This is a genomic window from Rickettsiales bacterium Ac37b, assembly GCA_000746585.2.
Lineage (GTDB): Bacteria > Pseudomonadota > Alphaproteobacteria > Rickettsiales > Arcanibacteraceae > Ac37b.
In genome coordinates this window covers 949,907-974,071 of record CP009217.2, presented here as the reverse complement: position 1 = coordinate 974,071, position 24,165 = coordinate 949,907, and the positions used below count along the sequence as shown (strand labels likewise).

The 24,165-nt window shown below is 30.4% G+C and carries 24 protein-coding genes; 9 read left to right on the top strand and 15 right to left on the bottom strand.

Annotation, left to right across the window (positions count from 1 at the left end):
• Positions 1-108: 108 nt before the first annotated feature.
• Together prsD and prsE are read left to right on the top strand one after the other, a co-directional pair.
• A complete protein-coding gene (gene prsD / locus NOVO_04955; protein AIL65366.1) occupies positions 109-1,863 on the top strand; it encodes a Type I secretion system ATP-binding protein PrsD in 1,755 nt (584 codons plus the stop codon).
• Positions 1,864-1,875: 12 nt separating this feature from the next.
• Complete coding sequence (gene prsE, locus NOVO_04950) at positions 1,876-3,381, top strand: Type I secretion system membrane fusion protein PrsE (GenBank protein ID AIL65365.1); 1,506 nt, start codon at positions 1,876-1,878, stop codon at positions 3,379-3,381.
• A 378-nt stretch (positions 3,382-3,759) separates the two neighbouring features.
• Here prsE and algC read toward each other — a convergent pair whose 3' ends face one another.
• The 3 genes from algC to NOVO_04935 all read right to left on the bottom strand — a co-directional run bounded on the left by algC (position 3,760) and on the right by NOVO_04935 (position 7,156).
• Complete coding sequence (algC, locus tag NOVO_04945; protein ID AIL65364.1) at positions 3,760-5,157, bottom strand: Phosphomannomutase/phosphoglucomutase; 1,398 nt, start codon at positions 5,155-5,157, stop codon at positions 3,760-3,762.
• Positions 5,150-6,583 carry an Alginate biosynthesis protein AlgA gene (gene algA / locus NOVO_04940; GenBank protein ID AIL65363.1) on the bottom strand — a complete coding sequence of 478 codons (1,434 nt, stop codon included), beginning with the start codon at positions 6,581-6,583 and terminating at the stop codon, positions 5,150-5,152. Before algA ends, algC begins: the two co-directional genes overlap by 8 nt.
• A gap of 120 nt (positions 6,584-6,703) precedes the next feature.
• Positions 6,704-7,156 (bottom strand): hypothetical protein, encoded by a 453-nt coding sequence (locus NOVO_04935; GenBank protein AIL65362.1) that lies wholly within the window; start codon positions 7,154-7,156, stop codon positions 6,704-6,706.
• A gap of 351 nt (positions 7,157-7,507) precedes the next feature.
• On the opposite strand from NOVO_04935, the gene NOVO_04930 reads away from it, so the two are divergent.
• The 5 genes from NOVO_04930 to NOVO_04910 all read left to right on the top strand — a co-directional run bounded on the left by NOVO_04930 (position 7,508) and on the right by NOVO_04910 (position 11,349).
• The gene (locus NOVO_04930; GenBank protein AIL65361.1) at positions 7,508-7,909 is read left to right on the top strand and encodes a hypothetical protein; all 402 of its coding nucleotides are present in this window, start codon (positions 7,508-7,510) and stop codon (positions 7,907-7,909) included.
• 299 nt (positions 7,910-8,208) lie between these two features.
• Positions 8,209-10,164, top strand: a complete 1,956-nt coding sequence (gene ccmF, locus NOVO_04925) for a Cytochrome c-type biogenesis protein CcmF (protein AIL65360.1) — start codon at positions 8,209-8,211, stop codon at positions 10,162-10,164.
• A gap of 7 nt (positions 10,165-10,171) precedes the next feature.
• On the top strand, positions 10,172-10,705 hold the full coding sequence (gene dsbE, locus NOVO_04920) for a Cytochrome c biogenesis protein CcmG (GenBank protein AIL65359.1): 534 nt from the start codon (positions 10,172-10,174) through the stop codon (positions 10,703-10,705).
• 6 nt (positions 10,706-10,711) lie between these two features.
• Complete coding sequence (gene ccmH, locus NOVO_04915) at positions 10,712-11,062, top strand: Cytochrome c-type biogenesis protein CcmH precursor (protein ID AIL65358.1); 351 nt, start codon at positions 10,712-10,714, stop codon at positions 11,060-11,062.
• Positions 11,059-11,349, top strand: a complete 291-nt coding sequence (locus NOVO_04910; protein ID AIL65357.1) for a Ferredoxin, 2Fe-2S — start codon at positions 11,059-11,061, stop codon at positions 11,347-11,349. The genes ccmH and NOVO_04910 overlap by 4 nt, the downstream gene beginning before the upstream one ends.
• 32 nt (positions 11,350-11,381) lie before the next feature.
• Here NOVO_04910 and NOVO_04905 read toward each other — a convergent pair whose 3' ends face one another.
• The 10 genes from NOVO_04905 to arnC all read right to left on the bottom strand — a co-directional run bounded on the left by NOVO_04905 (position 11,382) and on the right by arnC (position 21,243).
• A complete protein-coding gene (locus NOVO_04905; protein ID AIL65356.1) occupies positions 11,382-12,179 on the bottom strand; it encodes a hypothetical protein in 798 nt (265 codons plus the stop codon).
• A complete protein-coding gene (locus NOVO_04900; protein AIL65355.1) occupies positions 12,176-12,904 on the bottom strand; it encodes a uroporphyrinogen-III synthase in 729 nt (242 codons plus the stop codon). The genes NOVO_04905 and NOVO_04900 overlap by 4 nt, the downstream gene beginning before the upstream one ends.
• Positions 12,885-13,769: a 4-hydroxybenzoate octaprenyltransferase gene (gene ubiA, locus NOVO_04895; GenBank protein ID AIL65354.1), complete on the bottom strand. Its 885-nt coding sequence runs from the start codon at positions 13,767-13,769 to the stop codon at positions 12,885-12,887. The genes NOVO_04900 and ubiA overlap by 20 nt, the downstream gene beginning before the upstream one ends.
• Positions 13,770-13,872: 103 nt before the next feature.
• Positions 13,873-14,622: a hypothetical protein gene (locus tag NOVO_04890; GenBank protein AIL65353.1), complete on the bottom strand. Its 750-nt coding sequence runs from the start codon at positions 14,620-14,622 to the stop codon at positions 13,873-13,875.
• Between the two features lie 187 nt (positions 14,623-14,809).
• Positions 14,810-15,604, bottom strand: a complete 795-nt coding sequence (gene bdbD_1, locus NOVO_04885) for a Thiol-disulfide oxidoreductase D (GenBank protein ID AIL65352.1) — start codon at positions 15,602-15,604, stop codon at positions 14,810-14,812.
• 99 nt (positions 15,605-15,703) lie between these two features.
• Positions 15,704-17,494: a hypothetical protein gene (locus tag NOVO_04880; protein AIL65351.1), complete on the bottom strand. Its 1,791-nt coding sequence runs from the start codon at positions 17,492-17,494 to the stop codon at positions 15,704-15,706.
• 101 nt (positions 17,495-17,595) lie between these two features.
• On the bottom strand, positions 17,596-18,159 hold the full coding sequence (locus NOVO_04875) for a Fe-S cluster assembly protein NifU (protein ID AIL65350.1): 564 nt from the start codon (positions 18,157-18,159) through the stop codon (positions 17,596-17,598).
• 164 nt (positions 18,160-18,323) lie between these two features.
• Positions 18,324-19,223, bottom strand: a complete 900-nt coding sequence (gene prfB, locus NOVO_04870) for a Peptide chain release factor 2 (protein ID AIL65349.1) — start codon at positions 19,221-19,223, stop codon at positions 18,324-18,326.
• A gap of 210 nt (positions 19,224-19,433) precedes the next feature.
• Positions 19,434-20,291 (bottom strand): hypothetical protein, encoded by an 858-nt coding sequence (locus tag NOVO_04865; protein AIL65348.1) that lies wholly within the window; start codon positions 20,289-20,291, stop codon positions 19,434-19,436.
• Positions 20,292-20,316: 25 nt separating this feature from the next.
• On the bottom strand, positions 20,317-21,243 hold the full coding sequence (gene arnC / locus NOVO_04860) for an Undecaprenyl-phosphate 4-deoxy-4-formamido-L-arabinose transferase (protein AIL65347.1): 927 nt from the start codon (positions 21,241-21,243) through the stop codon (positions 20,317-20,319).
• 13 nt (positions 21,244-21,256) lie between these two features.
• On the opposite strand from arnC, the gene prmA reads away from it, so the two are divergent.
• Positions 21,257-22,222: a Ribosomal protein L11 methyltransferase gene (gene prmA / locus NOVO_04855; GenBank protein AIL65346.1), complete on the top strand. Its 966-nt coding sequence runs from the start codon at positions 21,257-21,259 to the stop codon at positions 22,220-22,222.
• 117 nt (positions 22,223-22,339) lie between these two features.
• On the opposite strand, the gene NOVO_04850 is transcribed toward prmA, so the two are convergent.
• Entirely contained in the window at positions 22,340-22,648 is a 309-nt protein-coding gene (locus NOVO_04850) for a hypothetical protein (protein ID AIL65345.1), read from the bottom strand.
• A gap of 152 nt (positions 22,649-22,800) precedes the next feature.
• Positions 22,801-23,193 (bottom strand): Transposase, encoded by a 393-nt coding sequence (locus NOVO_04845; GenBank protein AIL65344.1) that lies wholly within the window; start codon positions 23,191-23,193, stop codon positions 22,801-22,803.
• Between the two features lie 76 nt (positions 23,194-23,269).
• Here NOVO_04845 and NOVO_04840 point away from each other — a divergent pair, with 76 nt between their 5' ends.
• Positions 23,270-24,100: a hypothetical protein gene (locus NOVO_04840; protein AIL65343.1), complete on the top strand. Its 831-nt coding sequence runs from the start codon at positions 23,270-23,272 to the stop codon at positions 24,098-24,100.
• Positions 24,101-24,165 lie beyond the last annotated feature (65 nt).

The following is a 24,165-nucleotide window of genomic DNA, read 5'->3' as shown; positions in this document are numbered from 1 at the left end:
AATATAAATTTCTAATAATATTAATTTTTTATTATATTTAATTTAATAATTTATTTATATTATAATAATATTATATAATTAACTTATAAAATAAAAAGCAAGGATTGAATGGTTAAAAGTCAGATAAATTTTCATAATCCTCTAAAAGTTGCATTACAACATTGTAGAAAAGCTTTTATTATTACCTTTATTTTTGCCTTTGCTGTAAATGTATTAATGCTTTTAACCTCAGTATACTCCTTACAGGTTTTAGATAGGGTAATTTCAAGTCGTAACTTAGAAACTCTGTTAATGCTATCTTTAATTGTGGTAGCGGCTTATGTAGCTCTTACATTATTACAAATTACACGTTCCTTTGTTTTAATCAAGATCAGTGAATGGTTAGATACTCTTTTAACTCCTATATTATTTAGCCATAGTATTTCACTGTCAGTTTTACGCTCTTCAGTTGGTGCAAACCAAGCTTTAAGAGACTTAGATACAGTCAAAAATTTCTTAACTAGCGCTGGTATCAATACTTTATTTGATGCACCTTGGGCTATTGTGTATTTAGCAGTAATTTTTATATTACATCCTTATTTAGGCTACCTAACTTTAATTGGTGGTATATTATTACTAGGTTTTGCTATTTTAAATGCATATGCTACAAGTAATAAACTCAATGAGGCAAATGAGCATTATATGAAAAGTATGTATCAATCTGATATTGCTACACGTAATGCAGAAGTTATTGAAGCAATGGGGATGCTTCCAGCTATTAATAATAATTGGGTAAAATTTAATAACAAAAAACTTGAGGCACAGTCAGTAGCTAGCTATAGGAATGGTATTATTTCTAATATATCAAAATTCTTGCGTATGCTATTGCAAATGTTGGTTACTGCTATAGGTGCATATCTAGTATTAATGGTCCCACCTATAGGATTTACTACAGGTGGAATGATTGCCGCATCTATATTAGTAGGTAGAGCTTTAGCTCCTATTGATACTGCAATTGAAACTTGGAAACAAATCACTGGTGCACGCAAAGCTTACCAAAGATTGAATGCTACCTTAGATCGCCCTAGTTTACGTCCAGAAGCTATGGCATTACCTGCCCCTATAGGGCGTTTAATAGTAGAAAATGCTTTTTTTGCGCCTCCAAGTAATACGCCTCAAGCAAATAAATATACTTTAAAGGGAGTAAATTTTGCCATCGATGCTGGAGATATCTTAGCAGTGATTGGCCCTAGCGCTGCTGGTAAATCATCTTTAGCTAAATTAATAGTAGGTGTATGGAAACCGATAAGTGGAACAGTACGACTAGACGATGCAGATGTTTACTCATGGAAAAGAGATGATTTTGGAAAACATGTAGGATACTTGCCTCAGGATGTAGAATTATTCAATGGTACTATAAAAGATAACATAGCTCGTATGCAAGCTGATGTCGATCCTGCAAAAGTGGTAGAAGCAGCTCAAATAGCTGGTGCACACGAGATGATTTTACATTTACCAAATGGATATGATACAGATATTGGTATGGGTGGTTCCTCTTTATCTGGGGGACAACGTCAACGTATTGGCTTAGCTAGAGCATTTTTTGGAGATCCTAAACTTGTAGTACTGGACGAACCTAATGCAAATTTAGATGAGATAGGAGAACAAGCTCTAATGCGAGCTTTAAGCAGTGCTAGAACTAAGAAAATTACTACTATAGTAATTTCTCATCGTCCTTCTGTCCTTGCAAACGTTGATAAAATTCTAATATTACAAGAAGGTAGTATAGTAGCATTTGGACCACGTGACGAAGTTTTGGCAAGATTTGCAAAAACACCTTCTGCTAATAATACACCCCATTTACAAAAAAGTAATCCATCTTAGGTGAATAAATTTATGTTACAGAATAAAAATCAGCAAGACACAGAACAAGATTTAAAAATTCATAACCTAAGCTTTGTTAATAAACTTATTGTTAAAGCTGGAAATATCACAAAAAATGATAAAGTTAAACATTATCTGTTTGTTATACTACGCAATATAGATAAATCTATAGATTTCATTATTAGGGAACGGCCACACAAATATGAAAGAAGCGATATATTACAAAATGCACGTTCACCTATTGTTTTTGGTATATGGGTTCTTATTTTAACGTTTGGGGTATTTGGCTTATGGGCTACTCTTGCTCCACTTGACAGTGCTGTTATCGCACCTGGAAAAATAGTTGTAGATAGCAATCGGAAAACTATCCAACATCTAGAGGGAGGCATTATTGAAAAAATCTATGTTAAAGACGGAGACCATGTAAAAGCTGGAGATCCTCTAATTTTATTAAGTGCAGCACGTGCAAAATCAGAATTAGATTCTTTAATCAGTCAAGAGCGCGCTCTTAAAGCGCAGGAAGATAGATTAATTGCTGAACGAGATCAAACTGAAACCATAAAATTCTCTCCAGAATTATTATCACACCTTAACATACCAGAAATTAAAACTAATATAGAAGGCCAAACTAATATTTTTAATACTAGAAAAAAATTTATTAATGAAAAAATTGATATTATACACAAAAAAATTGAGCAACATAAAAATGAAATTAGCAGTTATCAATCTCAAAAAGAATCAGCTATGGCTCAATTAAAAATAAACGAAGAACAATTAAGAATTTTAGATCCTTTGGTTAAAAAAGGTACATATCAAAAATTTAAATTTCAAGACCTACAATCACGTGTTGCCGCCCTACGCGGCAATATGGGAGAATATACCGGACGTATTTCCCAAGCAGAACAACAAATTAATGGTTTGCAAATTGAAATGATAAATACTACTACAACTATTTTAAATGAGGTAGCAAAAGAACTACGAGATACCCAAGTGCAGCTTTCAACCATACATGAAAAAATTAAAGCTGCTACCGATATATTAGATAGAATAATGATCATAGCTCCTCAAGATGGTGTAGTACATGATTTAAAATTCCATACTCTAGGGGGCGTTATTCCACCTGGGGGTATCATTGTAGATATAGTACCAGAAAAAGACCAATTAGTTATAGAAGCACAAGTCAGGCCTCAGGATATTAGCCATATTCATGTAGGATTTATTGCACATGTAAGACTTGGCGCATATAAAAGTCGTAATACACCTTTGGTAGATGGAAAAGTAGTATACATCTCTCCTGATATATTGGTAGATAAACAACAAATGAATCCTCAACCTCATTATGTGGCACGTATTGAAATAGATAAATCACAATTTATAGACAATCCTAGATTAAAGGATATAGAGTTATTGCCTGGTATGCCTGCAGATGTATACGTAGTCACAGGAACACGTACTTTACTTAGGTATTTACTTGATCCTCTTACAGATAGTTTAAATAAATCGTTGCGTGAAGCCTAAGTAGTAAAAAGGGTATAAAAACAATTATTGTATTTTTTTAACCTAGATTTTAAGGGGTTTGAAGTACCATATGTTAGTAAAGAGCTTAAGAATAATATTGCTCGTACACGTAATATTTATTGAGTTGGTAAATACTCTAGAAGCGATAAGCGAAGCCTACCATTGGTCCTACTCTCAGACAAAAAATTGTAAAAGAGGTTATAATATCAGATATACTCTTTTTTGTCACTACCTGCGAAAGTGGTAATAGTAATGTTCCAGATAGTCGTTTTCACGGGTATGACATCATTCTTGCTCATTATTTACATTTATTGTCCGAGAGTAGAAGAGCTTTTATGAATAACTATGTATTAAGTTTAAATATTTTTCTATAAAATTTTAAGAAACAGCTAATATATTAGATCCATAGTTTTCTATAATGCTCTCTATGATGCTTTTATAGGAGTCTATAATTACCTTATCACCGCGTGTTTCTATATTTAATCTTACTAAGGGTTCTGTATTAGATCCACGAATATTGAAACGCCAATCATCAAATTCTAAGCTTAAACCATCTGTATAATCTATTTTAGGATTAAATTTTTCAAAATACTCTAAAATTTTTGCAAATAAGAAATTTTTATTATGTACAGTATAATTCATTTCACCACTACAAGGGTAATGGTTAATTTGTTCCGCTACTAGTTGAGCTAATGATATATTACGCATACTAATAAGTTCTGAAATCAATAACCATGGTATCATACCACTATCACAATACGCAAAATCTCGAAAATAATGATGAGCACTCATTTCCCCACCATAAATTGCATTTTCATTTCTCATACTAGCTTTGATAAAGGCATGACCAGTTTTACTTTGTATAGCTTGTCCTCCAAAGTTATTAGCAATATCAACTGTATTCCAATACAATCTTGGGTCATGTATAATTTTTTCTTTAGGAAATTTTTTTAAAAATACCTCTGCAAGTAATCCAACTATATAATATCCCTCAATAAATTCTCCTTTTTCATCAAATAAAAAACAACGATCAAAATCACCATCCCAAGCTACTCCTAGATCAGCTTTATGCAACTTTATAGCTTCTGAGGTTACAAGTCTATTTTCAGGCAATAAAGGGTTAGGAACCCCATTTGGAAAGTTACCATCTGGCTCATCATGTATATATATGAATTCAAAAGGCAAATAGCGTTGTAACAACTTTATCACTACCCCCGCTGAACTATTACCAGGATTTACTACTATTTTTAAAGGCTTAAGATTATTATAGTTTATATATGTTAATAGATGTTCTATATAGCTTGTTTTATTATAATCATTATTAAGATTATATGATTTATCAATGTCATGCCACGCCATAATTTGAGGAAATTTGCGTATATAGTCCAAAATATCAAATAAACCATCGTCTCCAGAAATAGGCTTACTCTGTTCACGTACCAATTTCATACCATTATAACCTTTAGGATTATGACTAGCAGTAATCATAATTCCCCCTCCTACACCTTCTGAATAACGGTTAAATGTATGAAAATATACCTCTTCTGTACCACATAACCCTATATTAATTACATTTGTATGCGCGTGATTTAAACCTTTTATAACCGCATTAGCAAGCGCATTACTTTCTAAGCGTACATCATAACCTACTACCACTGTTCTCGGTTGAAAAACTTTACTATACGCATATCCTACATTATAAGCTAACTCTTCATTTAGCTCTTCAGGCACACGTCCCCTAATATCGTATGCTTTAAAACATTTTACATCATACATTAGCAACTCTACCATAAATATCATCAAACCGTACTATATCATCTTCTCCTAAATAGTTACCTGTCTGAATTTCGATTATTACTAACTTCTCTTTAAATGACATGTTACTAAGTCTATGTTTAGCTCCTGCAGGAATATAGGTAGATTCATTAACATTAAGAATAATTTCCTGATCTCCATTAATAACTCGTGCTTGGCCATTTACTACTACCCAATGTTCTGATCTATATTTATGCAGCTGTAAACTTAAACTGGCATTAGGATTTATTTCTATTCTCTTTATCTTAAACTTACTAGATTCTTCTAATATTGTATATGTGCCCCAAGGTCTATGTACAGTTTTATGCAATTTATGTGCTTCATGTTGATTGTATTTTAGCTGAGCGTATACACTTTTCACATCTTGCGCACTATCTTTATTTGCTATTAATAATGCATCTGGGGTATCTATAACTAATAAATTATCTATACCAACTGCCCCTACAACTCTTGTACTGCTACTAATATAACAATTTGTAACATTATGTAATACAGTCTCGCCATTTATGATATTACCTAAATTATCACTATTTTCTAGTTCACTCATGGCATTCCATGTTCCTACATCTTTCCAACCAATATTACACGAAACTACCGCAAGATTAGAAGATTTCTCCATCACAGCATAATCTATAGATTCTTCTCTAACCTTAGAAAAACTTATTGCATCTATATTCAATTGATGCACTTTCTTACCTTTAAGAGTTCGTGAATTATTAATACAATATTTTACACTTTCTAAAATATCAGGACAATGTTGTACCATCTCTTGCAGCATTATCTTAGCTGAAAAGCAAAATATACCAGAATTCCAAAGAAAATTTCCAGAATTTAAATAAATTTCTGCCTGTTCTTGTGATGGTTTTTCTACAAACCTAGAAACTTGATAAGTATTTAAACTTTCTATATAACCATATCCAGTTTCAGGTTTATTAGGCTTTATACCAAATACTACAATTTTACCTTGTTTTGTTAAGGACTCAGCCTCTAAAATTGCTGTATTAAACGCCTGTTGATCTGATATAATATGGTCAGAGGGTAGTACTAATAAGGTCGAATTTTCCCCATAAAGCTCTACAATATACAAAGTAACAGCGGCAATTGCCGCTGCTGTGTTGCGGCCAAAAGGTTCTAATAAGTAGTTAATATCAAAATCTTTTTCTTGCTCATCAATAATTTCATTATATTCATCTTTTACTTTAAACAGAAACTGACTATTTGTAACATTAGTAATACTTTTTATAGTCTGTATATTCATACAACGTATAAGTACTTTTTGCAAAAAGCTCTGATTATCAGATAACCTAATAAAAGGCTTAGGATAAAGCTCGCGCGAGACAGGCCAAAGACGGCTGCCTACTCCACCTGACAAAATAATTGCATGCATAATCCACCTTCACAAAGTTATATTAGGTTATTTTATTAATAATCTCTGTACTGTCAATAGGAAATAAAATTGACAATATATTTTAAATTTCTTAATTTTATTACTGTAATTAAGACTTGTTTACTTATTTCTTGCTACTTTATATTCTAACAATATTCCGGCCATTATAGCAAGCATTCCTATATAAGGCAATTCGTATATTATGGTTATACCTATTCCAATTAACATACCACTCAAAAATTGATCATCAAAAAACGGTATAGCTACCACTGCTGCTATCAACCCTTTCAAAGAAAAGCCATATTTATTTGATATTTCTTTCGAAGAGGTATGCGTTACTTTTGAGACAGTATTTGTCGCTCCTTCTAATACTGAATCGCCAGGTTCTATTACTTTTGTAGCTAGTTGATTTAAAGAAGACTCAAAATATAGAGGAAATGTTATCCCTATTATAATACCTAATGGAAAATATATATTTATATCAGTATTTAATCTACTATTTAAAAGTGTAAATGCAGAAGAAATTACTTTACCTATTGTTCTATTAATAATATTATTACCAAATTCTACCATTTTATTTACCTATTATTAGGTTATTAATTTATAAAAACTTTATTTCAATTACTATACGGCTTTTAAAGAAGAAAAAATTGGGCACCTATTTGGTAAATATAATAAAAAAATGAAAAAATAATCAATTACTAAAATTTTTTTTACTTAAAATCTATTTAGGTATTGATTTCTGAAATTTAAATTATTACACTAAAGTTTATCCAGAGTTAAAGTAGTTATATTAAAAAAAGCTTAATTATTAACTCTAGGAGTTTATATATTAATAAATATACCACTAAGTTAATAATGTTGAATTTGTTTAATTTAACTAACTCTGGTTAAAAATTCTTCAATAATATTTAGGAGGTTATTATGCCAAAATTTAAAGAAGTTATAAGAGACGTTACCAGTGATAAAGAAGAAAGAGCTCAAGATGGCGCTAACTATTTATCAGAAAAAGGTATTAAACTTTATAATAAAGATACTGGTAAAGAGCTAGATCAAAATAACTTACCTGAAGGTATTGGTAGATATGACGGTGGAGATCAACTAGAAAGCTATCTAAATAGATTAGCAGAAAAAGGTTTTGTCCAATTTGATGCGTTAGATACTTCGGTTAAAGCCAAAGCTACCATTCAACAGCCTATTGATGTAATTAAAGAAAAAATTGAGGGAGCAAATGATGAAGCACCTACACCACCCACTCCACCTACTGACGAAGGGCCAGGTTTAGTTGGTACTTCTGAAACTACTGAACAGCATGATGAACTCTAAATAATCCGAGGGAAAGTAAAGGTGTTTTATATCACTCTTGGCTTTCCCTCCTATTTAAAATATAAAAAATTAATAAATTAACTGAATTTATCAAAAAATCGTATATATATAAAGTGCAATATGAATTAACAGATAAATAAGATATTTTAAACTTCTAAAAATGACAATAATAGGTATTATCATAAACACTTTATTAAAATAATCATATTATGCATTAGTTTTTACTTGTTATTTTTTTTAAGTGTTATACAACTCTATCAAATATAGAATATTCAAAATTAAAATAAATTATAAAAAATATGATCGCAGAATTGGGTGCATTCTCACTAATTATTGCTTGCATCTTAGCATGGGCGAGTGCTAGTATGCTGCTTCTAATACCTTTTAAAAGGGCAGAACATATCGCCCAGGTAACAACTCAAACTATCATACTACAGTGTATGTTTAGTATACTGGCATTTATAATATTAGTTTATTCTTTTATTATTTCTGACTTTTCTATAGCTCTTGTAGCCAAGCATTCTCATACTCTTAAACCTCTACTATATAAGATAACTGGTACATGGGGTAATCATGAAGGTTCGATGATGTTATGGGTATTAGAACTTTCGATAATTACTACTTTATTTGCTCTCACAAGTAATATCCCTCCTTTAGATAAAACTATTATCTTATCTATACAGTCGTTATTAATCGGAATATTTTTATTATTTTTAATTTATACTTCTAATCCATTTACACGTGTTTTTGGCATACAAGATGGTTTAGGTTTGAACCCTTTATTACAAGATATAGGCCTTGCAATTCATCCTCCCATTTTATACTTAGGCTATACCAGCTGTTCAATACCATTTTCTCTAGCGATACTTGCTTTGCTAAAAGCAGATTTAAAAATATATATAGCTTATATAATGCGTCCTTGGATTACTTTAGCATGGTTATCCCTTGGAGCTGGCATAGGGCTAGGAAGTTGGTGGGCTTATCGTGAATTAGGCTGGGGTGGTTTCTGGTTTTGGGATCCAGTCGAAAATGCATCTTTAATGCCTTGGCTCACCTCAACCGCATTACTTCATTCAATTATAGTATCTATCAAACAAAATGCCTTAAAAAATTGGTCAATTTTTCTTGCCATTATTACCCTAACTTTAAGCATACTTGGTACTTTCTTAGTGAGATCTGGTATTTTACTCTCGGTACATAGCTTTGCTAGCGACCCTACACGAGGTATATTTATATTAATCATTTTAGCCTTTATTACTATAGGATCTCTACTCATTTTTGCAGTTAAGTCTCATAGAATATTTTCTGTACCAGTTATATTAAACTCTAAGTCAGGATATATATTATTTGCTACTTTATTTCTTGTATATGGATGTTTTGTAGTGCTATGGGGAACTTTATATCCAATATTTTATTCACTCTTTACAGATCAACAAATTAGTGTAGCAGAACATTATTTTGGTATTACTTTTATTCCATTAATACCCATAATATTATTCCTTGCCTCACTTGCTCCTTACCTAAAATGGGTAAAACATTCCATTACAAAAATTACACTATATAAATTTATCTTTTCATTATTTAGTTCAATTCTAACTATCACTATTTTATATTATTACTTTAAAATTTATACTATTATATCCATGCTACTTTTATTTAGTAGTACTATCTTAATAGTAAATATGTGTATGTTATTTCTCACACGTATTAAGCTTTTTGAAGTTTCTGTATCAAATACTATCTATAATATTGTATTATTACCTCAATCTTTTTTAGCTATGATTATAGGACATATAGCATTTGCTATTATGGTCATAGCCATTACTTTAAATGCCAATTTACGGATAGATACTGAACAAGCTTTAACTGTAGGAGAAAAAATACAATTTGCTCATTATAATAGTACCTTAAAGAAAATAGATTATGGTTCTGATAATAATTATTTTTATAAACGAGCTAAGCTTTATATATCAGATAAATTAGGTAATGAAATCACTACCTTATATCCAGAAATCAGATTTTATCCTGTAGAACAAACTAAAACTACTGAAAGCGCAATTTATATGCATGGTCACTCTGATTTATATGCCATTTTAGGAGACAGCAATCATAATGAACTTAAAATACCAATACGCATATATTATCAACCTATGATTAATTGGTTGTGGGGCAGTATAATATTAATTACAATTAGCGGTATAGTAGCTATAATTGGACAAATTGCTAAAATTAAATTTATTAAATATAATAATTAGTTAATATATGCGTATTCTTTATCATTTACCTTTATATTTTTTTGCAGCTACTAGCATATTAATAGCCATAAAATTTTTTAATACCTCTTCCTATCAATCACCCTTAATTGGAACAAAAATTAAAGATTTTTCGTTAGTATCCAATCTACATCCTGAGCGCTCATTTACTTCTGGACAACTTAAACATCAATTATGTATAATTAACTTTTTTGCATCTTGGTGTAATTATTGCCGCAGTGAACATGGCTTTCTTTTTTCACTTAACTCCCATAGTAAAATACCAATTTATGGTATAGCTGTTCGTGATAATCCCGTAAATCTAAAAAAATTTTTAGACAATTATGGTAACCCATATCAAGATATAGGTAATGATTCACTCGGACATATTGCGATAGAGTTTGGTATCAAAGGTTTTCCAGAAACTATTTTGATCAATAAAGAAGGTATAATTATATATCATACAAGAGGTGCCTTAACCAGACAACTATATGAAAAAGAAATGGCACCACTGATTGAAAAAGAATTAAAAAAGGATATATAGATATATATGCGTTTATTATATATGATATTTATTATTACAATTTACACCAATATTACCTATGCTAGTAACTATGATACTGCAAAAGAAATGTTTAAATCTATACGTTGTATAGTATGCGCAAGCCAATCTATAGACGAATCTAATGCAGAATTTGCACAAAGCTTACGTACCCTTATTATAAATAAGCTAAATCAAGGCCAATCTCAAGAAGAAATTAAGGAGTATTTAGTCTCAAGATATGGAGAATTTATACTATTTGCTACCCCTTTTAACAAATATACTATGTTATTATGGATCACGCCTATGATATTTTTAATCATAGGTTTATATACCATTTTTATAAGGTTCAAGAAATGATAGAACAAAATTACTATAAAAAACATGCTTTTATTTGCACTAATCTTAAAGAAAATGGCCAATGCTGTGGTAAGCATGCTATATCTAAGGAACTTGCTCTGAAACTAAAAAATATTACCAAAGAACGTAATATTTCTGGCCATAATGCAGTACGCATCTCATTTTCTGGATGTCTTGGTAGGTGTAAGGAAGGACCTGTTGCAGTTTTATATCCTGAAGGCAGGTGGTTTAATTTGCTTTCTGAAGAAGACGTAAATAACCTTATTAATATGGTTTTGACAGTATAACTATAATTTTTTAATTTAAATTAGAGACTTCATTAATAACTGAAAATGATATGCTCATATATTTCTTCTGCTGTTTTATTCACAATTAAAAATCTTTCTGCATTTTCTACCCAATCATGTATAGTTATAACATAATTATTAGGTAGCTGCTTTAATATCTTTAATGCCTCTTCTAAATTACCTGCCATTACTACTGCTGAAACTGTATCTAGCAATTTTGTAACATGCTCAAGATTATTAACTTGTGCAGTCTTTTGTACTATTACCATTTGCTGCAAAAATGATAGAATTTTATTAGGCTTTGTTACTTCATCTTCAGTCGCTATATCATTAATACTATGCAATATCTGCTTAGAGAGTACTTTGAATGTATTTTGCAAATGCTCTAATGTATACACCCCGCGATCCGAATATTTGGTAAGAATATTCAACTTTTCTTTTAATATTGTATCATCAACTACTACACTCTTTAATACCGCTAATTCATTATAAAACTGTCCAGTTTTTACTGCTTTTAATAATTTATAGCTATCTATTATTAACTGTAATAACTTTTCACAGCCCGTATTATAACTTACATCTTGTTCTTTTTTTGTAGGTATAGGAGCTGTTTCTTGTGCTTCTAGCTTAGGAGATATTACATTTGCAATATTATTATCTTCTATTTTAGACTCATTTATCTGAGTAGATAATTCAGATAATTTTTGCTCTAGTGGACTAATCTTCTGTGTAAGCATAGCAGAAAAATATCTTACTCCTTCTACCCCAATAAAGGCGACTACACATATTAGTAATAGCAAATAAACAAGAAGACTATATTTATTTTTCATAATTTATCCTCAAGTAATTGTAATAGAGAGTTTTCAGTAGGCCTAGAAGAAGTATATATAGACTTCCATGGTAAACTTTCTAAAATCTTAGTAATATTAGCACTTAAACTAAAAGCTGTTATAGAATTAAACATTTGCCCTATATCTGCTTGCCTTACCAGAGATATAAAAATTCTAGCAGTTTCTGCAGAAAAAAACAATGCAGATGTAATATATCGAGAATTAATCATATCAATTAAATGATTAGATAAACATTTTACCGGTAAAGTATCATATACTACTCTATCTCGCACGTCAAAGCCATCTTTCTTTAATATCGCCATTATGTCTAGAGAAATAATTTTACCATGAGGATACAGCACCATACCTTTCGAAGGAATAAAATTTCTTCTTATATAATGTAGTAGCTCGGTTGCATCTTTATTAACTGTAATTACTTGCTTAAATCCTATTGTTTTAGCTTGTCTAGCCGTTGAACTACCAACAGTCAGTACTAAGATATCTCTGATGTTGCTCAATTCTGCAAAAGCTTTAATAGCATTAATGCTAGTAAAAATTATAAACTGTAATTTATTAGTACCTAATATATTATTTAGATCATTTATATCTACATGAATATGTACCACGGTAAATAAAGACTCTATGACACTGTAAATGTTCATACTATGCAGCTTTTGTTGCAATAATTCAGCCTCTGCTTTAGGTCTAGTAATAAGCGTAACCATATATTTTTCCACAAAGAATTGTAGTAAAAACTATTAAACCAAAGCCAATATTGGAAATAAATTTTAATCTACAATCATATGCATCATTAATATCTAAAGTTGCTATCTGCCAATATAAATGATAAATGATTGGTATAAATCCTATATAATAAATATAGTGCATATTAGATAAATAACCAACACTTACTAAACCCCCTGCCACACAAGAATAAAATAATGTAAGCCATTTTTTTGTATTCTCACCAAATCTTATAGCTGTTGATTTTATTCCTACTAATATATCATCTACCTTATCTTGATGGGCATAAATTGTATCATAACCCAAAGTCCAACATATACATGTTATATATAATATAAATGTATTGAAAGTAAACTGTTGTTGTACAGCTACCCACCCTACTAATACACCCCAATTGAAGGTTATTCCTAAAAAAGCTTGGGGCCAATAGGTAACTCTTTTCATAAAAGGATAGATTATCACAGGTATAATAGAAGAAATTGCTATCAAAATAGCGTATTTATTTAACGTCAATAAAATAAGAATAAAAGATAAGATCACTAAAATAATAAATGCACCAAACGCCTGCCATATAGATATTTCACCACAAGCAAGAGGACGCTTACATGTACGTGTAACTAAAGAATCAAAATCTCTATCCGCAATATCATTAAGAATACATCCAGCTGCACGCATTATAATACTGCCAACTATAAATACTATTAATAGCTTGATATCAGGTAAATGATTTGATGCAAAAGTTATGGCCCATATACCAGGCCAGAGTAGAGGAGCTATACCTGCAGGCTGATGTAGCCTAAATAGCCTGTAATATTTATCTATTTGCGCATTAATATTATTATACATCTACACTCAACATAATTATATTTATTTGCTGAGATTCTAAACATTTTTATATATTACGCCAAGTTAAAAATTATAATACTACTATTTAGGCTTAGAATGTTATTTATATATTCCATCCAGATAAAGAATTTTCTGCTCCAGCTATTACTACAGCAGCACTACTACCATCTAAAGAAATAATATTATCTTCTACATAACAATTATCATACTGGTCAATTGTGGTCATATCATTATGTTTTGTGTGTGTAGAATGTAACTTAGAGACAATATTTTTAGTTAGTTTATAACTAGTATTACTCACATTATATATAGTTTTACAAGTAACATTTGTTACTCCTAGCATAAAATATATACTTGCTTCCACGCCATGCCCTAGCGCACTAAACACTTTACCATAACATAAGTTACTAATACTTTGTCCAGTTTTTGTACATACTAGCTCTGTATATGTTGAGTTTTCATAATCAATAAATTCTCGATGACTAGGATACACTTTATCTATCATATGCCTTTTTAAGTCTTGATTAAATTCTGTTTGAGTTTTTAATTGACCCTTTGCATTATAATGAGAAACTGGCGATAATTCTTCACTATATATGTCGTTTGTAAATTGACTAAAAGAATATTTTCCTGAAAAAATGGTACCTACTTTATTACAAACTTTTTCTACTAAGCTAAGCTGAGCATTCTTTAACAAATCTGCATGCCCATCCTCAATAATACGTAAAAATGGCTTCGCTTCTTTTCTATATTCCTCCATAGATTTCACTTTCCCATTTTTATCTAAATGAGATATTGGATCCAAATTCCAATGGGTAGCTTGAATGTCCGCAAGTATATTTAATATATTCATTTAAACCTTCACTTTAATTTCTATTAATCTATCCTAAGGAAGAATACTTAACATATATTAATTATTTTATATAGTCAAGTCTGAATTATATTAATATTTATTAAGATCTTAAGCTAAAAATTTTATAATAAGATTAATAAAAAGAGAGTAGAGATTACATTTTTTATGTCATCTCTACTATTGATATTTATTTTTGAGCCTTTTTAGCACGTATATCAGCTATTTTTTGCTTTAATACATTTAAATCTATAGCTCCAGGTATTAATTCATCTTCAATTACAAATGCTGGGGTACCACGTATACCAATTTTAGCAGCTAATTCGCGTACTTTATTTAATTCATCTGCTACAGCAGTGCTTTTCATTGTTTCTTCTAGTTTAGCAGTATCAATAGACATATTTTGAGCAAGTTGTCTAATAGACTGATCATCATTATCATTATACATTAGAGCATTGTGAAATTCTAAAAATTTATTTGGATCTATAAAATGCACAGCTAAAGCAGCTTCAGCAACAGCCTGAGACTTAGGCCCAAGTACTGGCAATTCTTTAAATACTATCTTTACATTTTTATCACTTTCTAGCAATTGTTCTAAAACCTTATTTACACTCTTACAATATTTACAATTATAGTCAAAGAATTCAACAATTGTTATATCACCACTTGCATTACCTATATAAGGTGATGTAGAAGAATTTTGTAATTCACCCTTTTTACTTTGCATAGTTTCTTTAAACTGAGCTTCCATTTCTTTCATTTTCTTTTGTTGATAGCCTTCTAAAGAACTTATAATCATTTCAGGATTTTCTTGGAGTATTTCTTTTACTACTGAAGCTAGTTCTTCTTTAGTAGATTTACCTATAGACCCTATAGATAGTGTATCAGTTTTTACTGGAGACTTATAAAAGATATACAATCCAACTACTAATATCACCGCTACCAAAATAACTGGAGATAAAATAGATTTATTACTACGCGCCATATTTATTAACCTCATAAGATTTATTACTATAAAGTACTTATAGCCTCTTTCTTATATTTTGTAAACTAGTATAATACTATGAAACGCTATTGGTATATATTATAGACTCCTTCCAGTTTCTCGATTTTCTCTAACCGATTTTGATATAATTGGTTTAACTATAGGGCTTATTTCTTCTATACTCTTTTTGTGTGCTTCACTAGTTTGATTTATATTGTCTTTCATAAAATACTTATCTTCTATTTTAGGTTCTACATCATTAGATGCACGTGCAAAAATTTTACGTATTTTAGATAAAGCATTTGCTATTATATATATAAGTTGTTTAAATGCACTAACATGCTGAGCGTGTTCAAGCGGAATATTATTTTTAACTTCTATTTGACCATAAGGTTGAGCTTGATAATATATAATAGCTTTTAAGTTATTCATTCCTGGAGGCCTATTATATCCTACCTCTGTCTTGGATTTACCTTGATCACTAAAATCAATGACCGTCTTTAAATGAGCTATATTCTCTAGAGCATTTCCATGAAAATCTTTATAGCTTATTGTATCAGTATGTTTTAAAGTCTTAATACCATTATCATCACAAATTAATTTAGTAGTACCTATAGCATAGGAGGGGTTTGCTATAGGACTTTTTGTGTGTATATCAGCACGAAATATTTCAGGTAAAACACCCGATTGAATACCTGTAAGTAACCCTTGGTGATGAATATTAATAAAATTACTTATATCTTGATCTGGTAAATTATAATCTTCCTTTAATAATTTAATAAAAGCAATCAGCTCTACTTGCTGCAATTGATACTCTTGCATTATCTCTCCTTCTACCCGGTGTCTTAATTCTGCATCACTAAGAGATAAGTAAGTCTGTAAATGTTCTATAGAATCATCAACCCTAACGCTAGATTCTTGATTTTTATAATCAACAATTTCTTGTTTCAATAATTTATATTTTTCTTCCGCTGCTTGATAATTACTCATAACTGGCAAATTATACTTCTTACAATATTCTTGTATATCAGTTTTTGCCACTTGCTCAGCAAAAATAAGTTTTCCTAATTTTAGGCTACCATCACTGGTTTCTATCTCATATTCTTTTATACCCTCATTATTAATTTGTTCATTAATCACTTTAGGCCATTTGCCTAAATTACGCATCGCTTTATCAGGAGTCTCTATATCCAAACCTGATTTCTTGCATATATAATCTCTTAATACATAAGGGAGAGTTTCTATTTCACCATTGGTAGAAATCGTACTATTATCTCCCCTATGGGCAGCTAAAGGAGAGCTCTTAAAGGTAATTTGACCATTACTATCAATTTTTTTAAAACTTAAATCATGACGAGCAATTAATGAATTTTCTTGATTTTGCTGAATGATGATATTACTACCACGTTTTAAATCTAGAGCAAATTGACTAAAATTCATAGATACCGCTTGATCAAATATACGTCTATAGTTTACATTTTTTTGGGTATCATTCATTAAATTTTTAATTAATACTGCCATGCATTGCTTTATAGGATCAGAAGCCTGAATTTTACGCTCTACAAAAGCTGTAAATTTTTTTCCTCCATCAAAATAGGGAACTGTCAATTCACTATCTATCCTCATATAATATGTAGCAAATTCTTGATCTTTTAATTCATTAGAAGCCAGTACATTATATAATTCTTTGGCATAATGCTTTCTTTCTTCTTCAGATAATTGCTGCTTAGTTTCCAGTAAGTGATATAAATCATTAAGAGGTTTTATATGTAACATATCAAAAAAATCGCTTACTCTTGCCATACTGCCTAGAGTACCTATTTTACATTTTGATAATTTTTCAGATTTGAGCTTAAATCTTGTATATAAATTAGCATTAGCTTCAGGCATAATACCTCTTTCTCTATTTTTGTTAAATTACTATTAATATACACTTCTTAGATTAAAATAATATTAAACAGCCTATTTTGTTGTGCAATATCTTATACAAACTATACAGCTTCCACCGCTACTATCTCAGGAATATAGTGTTTTAACATATTTTCTATGCCATTTTTTAACGTAATAGTTGAACTAGGACATCCAGAACATGATCCATGTAATTCTAACTTTACTATTCCATCTTCAAAACCCTTAAATATAATATCTCCACCATCCATAGCTACTGCTGGACGAACACGTGTTTCAATTAATTCTTTTAATTCTTTTATTTCTTTAACTAATTCACTATCTTCATCATTTATTATGTTTTTAGTATTTACAGCTGAATTTGCGTTAAATATAGGACGTCCTGAATTCAAATATTCCATAATAGTAAGCAATATTTGAGGTTTTAATAATTCCCAGTCGCTTCCTTCAGTCTTAGTTATAGTAATAAAATCTGAACCAAAAAATACTCCTGTTACTTCTCCAATTTCAAAAAGATTTTGAGCAAGAGGAGAAGTTATAGCATCATCTTTCTTTACAAAACTCACAGGTGCATTTTCGGTTATTTGAACCCCAGGAATAAATTTTAAAGTCAAAGGGTTAGGAGTAAATTCCGTTTGTATGAACATAATAATTCCATTTTTGATATAAAAACTAATAAACCTTAAATATATACTTTAATAACATAGTATAACCTAGAAAAATCGTACCAATAAGTAATAAATTAAAGATAATAGTTAAATTTATTATTAATAAATTTATAATATATATCGAAGAATTAGTAAATAAAAATTTAATTATTTATTTTATTAGTGACAAGTAAAGCTAAACTTTTTTCAATAAAGCCATCTATTTCTCCATCCAATACCTTTTGCGTATCACTTGTTTCATAATCATGACGTAAATCCTTCACCATTTGGTACGGATGTAATACATAAGATCTTATCTGATGGCCCCAGCTATTATCCGTTTTAGTTGCATTCATAGCATCAACTTTTTCCTGCTGTTTACGCATTTCTATCTCATATAATCTGGCTTTAAGCATTGAAAATGCTTCTGCTCTGTTACGATGCTGCGATCGATCATTTTGTGACTGTACTACAATGCCTGTAGGCAAATGCGTTATACGTACAGCACTATCGGTTTTATTCACATGCTGTCCACCAGCACCTGAAGCCCTATAGGTATCGATTCTTAGATCTTTTTCATTAATTTCAATACTAACATTATCATCTATAAGAGGATATACCCATACACTGGCAAAACTTGTTTGCCTTTTACCAGCAGCATTAAATGGAGAAATACGCACTAATCTATGCACTCCTCCTTCAGTTTTAAGCCATCCATATGCATTATGTCCCATAATTTTTAAGGTTATAGACTTAATACCAGCCTCTTCACCATTGATTTCATCAATAATTTCGCTTTTAAAATTATGCCTTTCAACAAACCTACTATACATACGGAGTAGCATTTCAGCCCAGTCATGGCTTTCTGTTCCACCAGCTCCTGCGTGTATCTCTAAAAAGCAATCATTCGAATCAACTTCTCCTGAAAATAAACATTCCACTTCCAATTGCCGCGTTTGTTTTTCTAGTTTACTTAGAGTAGCTATAACTTCATTTATAACTTCTGTATCTTCTTCTAGCTCAGCTAATTCAAGCAATGCAACATGTTCCTCAAAAGAATTCACTAATCTACTATAGCTAGATAATGAATGCTCTAAATGACTTTGTTCCTTTAGCAGTTTTTGAGCGTCTGCCTGATTATCCCAAAGTTTTGGATCTTCACTAAGTCTCTTAAGTTCTTCTAATCTTAGGCTAGATTGATCAAAATCAAAGAGACCCCCTTAGCAATTCTAACGATTGCTTAATATTAGTGATCATTAATTCTATATCTCTGTTCATATCCTCTCCTTCATATTATAATCATTCATTGCATCCAGATTATGCATAAAAACTATACCGATAGTCGATAGTAGCAAATTAATACAAAAATAAACAAAAGCAAATATTACTCCTACATCAATATTTAATCCTAAATATTCACTCCCATAAATGAAAGTAAGTTCTCGAAGGCCTGCATTTCCTACAGAAATAGGAATAATTGATACAATTGATGATACCATAAAGATAATTAAATAACTTACCATTTGTGGATCTTTATAACTTATTGACTGTAAACTTTTTAATACAAATACGGCTGATATTAAAGAAAAAACTTGCACTATTATAGAATATTTAAAAGCTTTGATGGTAATTTTTAATTTTTCTTTTAATATTTTTGCTGTTACTAACCTATATGTTGTAATTGTTACAATTAGAAATAACATACCTAATATATCGCTATATGAAAATGATTTAATATCTTCATTAAAAAATGCTAATACTATCATTAGTAATATTAAAACTAACAATCCATTTGCTCTATCACTTAATATTATTTTTAGTAAGATTAATTTTGGTACTTGATATAATTTAGAAATTTTATAAATTTTATAAGCATCACCCCCAATACCTCCAGGCAAAATATTATTATATAACATACCTACAAAATATAATGCTATATTAAAATATCTTGAACAATGTATATCATCAGCAGCCAAATATACACCAAGCCTCAAAGCACTAAATATCAAACTAAAGAATAATATTACGATTGCTACAATAACCCATAGAATGTTTATTTGCTTTAGCAATTTTAACATTAATGATATATCTGCTTTTAAATAAATTAATACTAAGATAACTATCAAAAACATTATCTTGAGGCATAATACTAACTTTTTATTCATTATTTTGATCATTTTTATATATATGCTCTATAGAATAGGGCTTCTTATTGCCAACACTATAATATGTACGCATCATAAGTTCTGCCAAAAAGCCTGTAGTAATAAACTGTATTGAAGCTATAAGGAACAATATTCCTACATAAAATAAAGGTCTTGTGCCAATATTTTCGCCTAGAAATTTCATACATAATAAATATAATTCTATTACACCCCCTATCATAAACATAATAATTCCTAGATTACCAAAAAGATGCATAGGTTTTTGTTTGTATTTTTGAAAAAAATACATAAGCAATAAATCACTAATTACTTTAATTGTTCGGTTTAAACCATATTTGGATGTACCATATATCCTAGGGTGATGCTTGACTCCAATTTCTCCAATTTTTGCCCCCTGTAATTCTGCTAGGATTGGTATAAAACGGTGTAATTCTCCATATAGATCCAAATTTTTAGCAATAGATGCTTTAAAAACCTTCAATGTACAACCATAATCTTGGATTTCAACTTTCGTGAGTTTACGAATTAAATAATTTGCTATTTTACTGGGTATATTACGTAAATAATTATCTTGTCTATTAAGTCTACGTCCAGCTACAATATCAAGCTTATTCCTTATTAAATAATCTAACATTATTAAAATATCACTAGGATCATTTTGCAAATCACCATCTAAAGTAGCAATATACTCACCTCTTGTATATTCTATACCCGCTGCTAGTGCGGATGTTTGGCCAAAATTACGTGTAAACGCTATAACTGAAATATTAAAGGCTTTAATATCTATAATTTCCTGTATGGTATTATCATTCGACCCATCATCTACAAAGATAATTTCGTAGTTGATATTATTTAAAGATTCTTGTAGCTTGTGCACAAGTAATTTTACATTCTCAGCTTCATTATATACTGGAACCACTATTGATAATAACATGTTAAACCTTTCAAATTCATACAATAATTCCAAAAATTTTAATCTAAGCTATAATAATCCCTTTAATCAATCCAAACATACTTGGCTTACAGAAATTCCTATAAACTTTGCTTACATAGAAGCATTTGCTCTTATCTTTGAAGATATTACACTGTCAATATCATATTTTGAACTAGAAGGGAATGGAAGTTTTGATAGTAAACCAGATGACCTATGGATGCTCCAATTATATTTTGATAGTGCTCCTAAAGAAGAGCTTATTTACAATAGGCTAAATGTTATTGCAACAACACTAAATATAGCAGTCCCAAAATTCAACACAAGCTTAGTTCAAGATATTGATTGGATTAAACATACTCAAGAAAATTTTCCACCTTTTGCTGTAGGAAATTTCTTTGTTCATAATTCTAGCTTTCATGAGCACAAACCTATCCATCTTTATCCACTTGAAATTGATGCTGGGCGTGCTTTTGGTACCGGAGAACATGAGACCACTAGCTGCTGTTTACTTGCTATCAGCAAATTAGCCAAAAAATATCAATTCTATAACATGCTTGATATGGGATGTGGCTCAGGTATACTTGCCATAGCTCAAGCTAAAACATGGCAACAATCTGTACATGCTGTAGATATAGACCTACAATCGGTTATTACTACAAAACGTAATATACAAATTAATAAGGTGCATAAATTAGTTACTCCTCAGCAAAGTAATGGTTATCAGTCTAAATATATAAATAATAATGCACCTTATGATCTAATAATCAGCAACATCCTTGCTAAACCTTTAGTAAAGTTTGCTCCTTATTTAGCGCGTAATTTAGCAAGAGGAGGGATTGCCATACTTTCTGGATTACTTAGCAAACAAGAAAAAATGGTACTTAATGCACACCGCCTGCAAGGACTAAGCCTAATATATAGAATTCAGCGAAATGCTTGGACAACACTAATCTTAGGTTCATAATAAAAATAATATCATTCTCAAACGTTATTAAGTAAATAATATATTGACTCTTATTAATAGCTTCAATAAGTTTGTTATATTTTATTCTTAATTCACTCTAAATCATAGTATAGTCAATTAAGTTGAGAATGGCATAGAGAAGCCATAATCAATAGCATCGCTAAGGTTATTAAAATTAGTAATGATAGGTTTGATTTTAGCTTTTAAATGAGCCCAATATTTTTCAATTGGGTTGAGATCAGGAGAGTAAAGTGGTAAGAATAAAAGTTTACAGCCTATATCTTCTATTAAATTCCTAGTTCTAGCTGACTTATGGAACGTTGCATTATCAAGTATTACAACTTGACCAAATCTTAGTTCGGGCACCAAACACTGACTAACCCACTCGTTAAAAACTTCTGTATTACATGTGCCCTTGAAACACATTGGCGCAATAATTTTCTTCCCAACCTTACCTGCAATAAAGCTTTCTCAATCATGTTTTTTACCTGAGATATCACCATAAACTTTACTTCCTCTGAGACTGTATCCCCAAGAATAGTACAAATAGCTATCAATTCCACTCTCATCAATATAAACTATATCTTCCGCTTTATAGTTTGCGATAGCTGCCAAAAATAATTGCCGTTTTGCTTCATCCCGTTCACGATAGAGTGTGGTCTTTTTTTTCGTGTGATCCCCAAAGTCTTGAATGCCAAACAGATAGCAGCTGTAGACACATTAAAAACCTTTGCAAAATCAGATAATAGCCAATTGCTGTTTTTAGACACCTCGTTTAATAATTTGATTGGATCAAGCTTCTTCCATGGCTTAGCTGCTCGTGTGGCTGCTAAATTCCCGGATTTCGATCTCGATAACCATCTATAAATTGTTCTTTCACCTATGCCAAAAATTCTTGCAGCTTCTTCTCTGGTATAACCTTTATTAACATAGTGAATTACTTTTTTACGTAAATCTAAGGAATATGCCATTGCTTCTACTGTTTTGGGTTTATGAGCTTTTTAATATATCATATATCATGTCTTTATCAACTTAATTTACTATAAAATGTATATTCAAACATTATTAAAATTTATTATTTTGGCATTCCTCAGCACTCACAATCAGGTGTTTGCTATAGAATTTAAAACAGAAAAAGAAAAAGGAGTTTGGATCAAAAACTTCTTTAAAGATCAAGAATTTGCCCCTATTGAATATCCTATGGATGCAACTAAAGCAGAAAAGGCTTTTGCAAGACAAATTTTAAAAGATTTTATTAACCAAAATAATATTGAACATCTTGAACCAATTGCAATTGGAAAATCCATAGAAGATCCTGCCATCGCTAAATTTAACACGGCTTGCCCTGATAAAAAGCCTATTGATCTTCATCGAAAGTGGATAAGTGGCTCTGCTGAGCCATCTTCTATCATCACTGAAGAAGATTTAGAAGATGCAAAGGGTGAGTTTGCATTTTCCATAAATATATACAAATGTAAAAAAAATATCAAAATTTATCACTTTAATCTTTTTAATACTAAAGATAATAAGCAAGAATATGTGCTTTACTGTGAGGATTATAGAACAATCAGAAGTATGGGAAAAGTTCGTGATATCAACAGACAAAAAGAAGCCTTTGATATTAGAGGAGCATATCTACATTTTGACCCAAACAAGTGTTTATATAGTGATGAAATATATACAACTCATCCTTTTTGGGGAGAGACCGTAACTGGTATTTTTAAATATCAGGGGAAATATTATATCTATTCTATAGAAGAAGGGAATTCCTATGAAAATATAAAAATAGAACAGGTTATGAAAATCAAACTAGCAATACAAGATAATTTATCGGGTTATAAAAATTATATTATCAAAACAAAAGCGAGGCAAAAATAATTACTGAAGAATTTTATAACACTTATGGAAATTTTGCTAAAGAGCATGAAAATGTAAAATTAAAA

What these genes read in the sequence shown, in the direction of transcription:
- ubiA (AIL65354.1), bottom strand. Translation starts at nt 13,769, where the DNA reads ATGTATAATAATATTAATGCGCAAATAGATAAATATTACAGGCTATTT.
- NOVO_04850 (AIL65345.1), bottom strand. Translation starts at nt 22,648, where the DNA reads ATGTGTTTCAAGGGCACATGTAATACAGAAGTTTTTAACGAGTGGGTT.
- NOVO_04930 (AIL65361.1), top strand. Translation starts at nt 7,508, where the DNA reads ATGCCAAAATTTAAAGAAGTTATAAGAGACGTTACCAGTGATAAAGAA.
- prsE (AIL65365.1), top strand. Translation starts at nt 1,876, where the DNA reads ATGTTACAGAATAAAAATCAGCAAGACACAGAACAAGATTTAAAAATT.
- dsbE (AIL65359.1), top strand. Translation starts at nt 10,172, where the DNA reads ATGCGTATTCTTTATCATTTACCTTTATATTTTTTTGCAGCTACTAGC.
- prsD (AIL65366.1), top strand. Translation starts at nt 109, where the DNA reads ATGGTTAAAAGTCAGATAAATTTTCATAATCCTCTAAAAGTTGCATTA.
- NOVO_04865 (AIL65348.1), bottom strand. Translation starts at nt 20,291, where the DNA reads ATGTTTTTGATAGTTATCTTAGTATTAATTTATTTAAAAGCAGATATA.
- NOVO_04890 (AIL65353.1), bottom strand. Translation starts at nt 14,622, where the DNA reads ATGAATATATTAAATATACTTGCGGACATTCAAGCTACCCATTGGAAT.
- algA (AIL65363.1), bottom strand. Translation starts at nt 6,583, where the DNA reads ATGCATGCAATTATTTTGTCAGGTGGAGTAGGCAGCCGTCTTTGGCCT.
- NOVO_04935 (AIL65362.1), bottom strand. Translation starts at nt 7,156, where the DNA reads ATGGTAGAATTTGGTAATAATATTATTAATAGAACAATAGGTAAAGTA.
- NOVO_04900 (AIL65355.1), bottom strand. Translation starts at nt 12,904, where the DNA reads ATGGTTACGCTTATTACTAGACCTAAAGCAGAGGCTGAATTATTGCAA.
- bdbD_1 (AIL65352.1), bottom strand. Translation starts at nt 15,604, where the DNA reads ATGGCGCGTAGTAATAAATCTATTTTATCTCCAGTTATTTTGGTAGCG.
- prmA (AIL65346.1), top strand. Translation starts at nt 21,257, where the DNA reads ATGTTAAACCTTTCAAATTCATACAATAATTCCAAAAATTTTAATCTA.
- algC (AIL65364.1), bottom strand. Translation starts at nt 5,157, where the DNA reads ATGTATGATGTAAAATGTTTTAAAGCATACGATATTAGGGGACGTGTG.
- ccmF (AIL65360.1), top strand. Translation starts at nt 8,209, where the DNA reads ATGATCGCAGAATTGGGTGCATTCTCACTAATTATTGCTTGCATCTTA.
- NOVO_04905 (AIL65356.1), bottom strand. Translation starts at nt 12,179, where the DNA reads ATGAAAAATAAATATAGTCTTCTTGTTTATTTGCTATTACTAATATGT.
- NOVO_04910 (AIL65357.1), top strand. Translation starts at nt 11,059, where the DNA reads ATGATAGAACAAAATTACTATAAAAAACATGCTTTTATTTGCACTAAT.
- NOVO_04845 (AIL65344.1), bottom strand. Translation starts at nt 23,193, where the DNA reads ATGGCATATTCCTTAGATTTACGTAAAAAAGTAATTCACTATGTTAAT.
- NOVO_04875 (AIL65350.1), bottom strand. Translation starts at nt 18,159, where the DNA reads ATGTTCATACAAACGGAATTTACTCCTAACCCTTTGACTTTAAAATTT.
- NOVO_04880 (AIL65351.1), bottom strand. Translation starts at nt 17,494, where the DNA reads ATGCCTGAAGCTAATGCTAATTTATATACAAGATTTAAGCTCAAATCT.
- NOVO_04840 (AIL65343.1), top strand. Translation starts at nt 23,270, where the DNA reads ATGTATATTCAAACATTATTAAAATTTATTATTTTGGCATTCCTCAGC.
- ccmH (AIL65358.1), top strand. Translation starts at nt 10,712, where the DNA reads ATGCGTTTATTATATATGATATTTATTATTACAATTTACACCAATATT.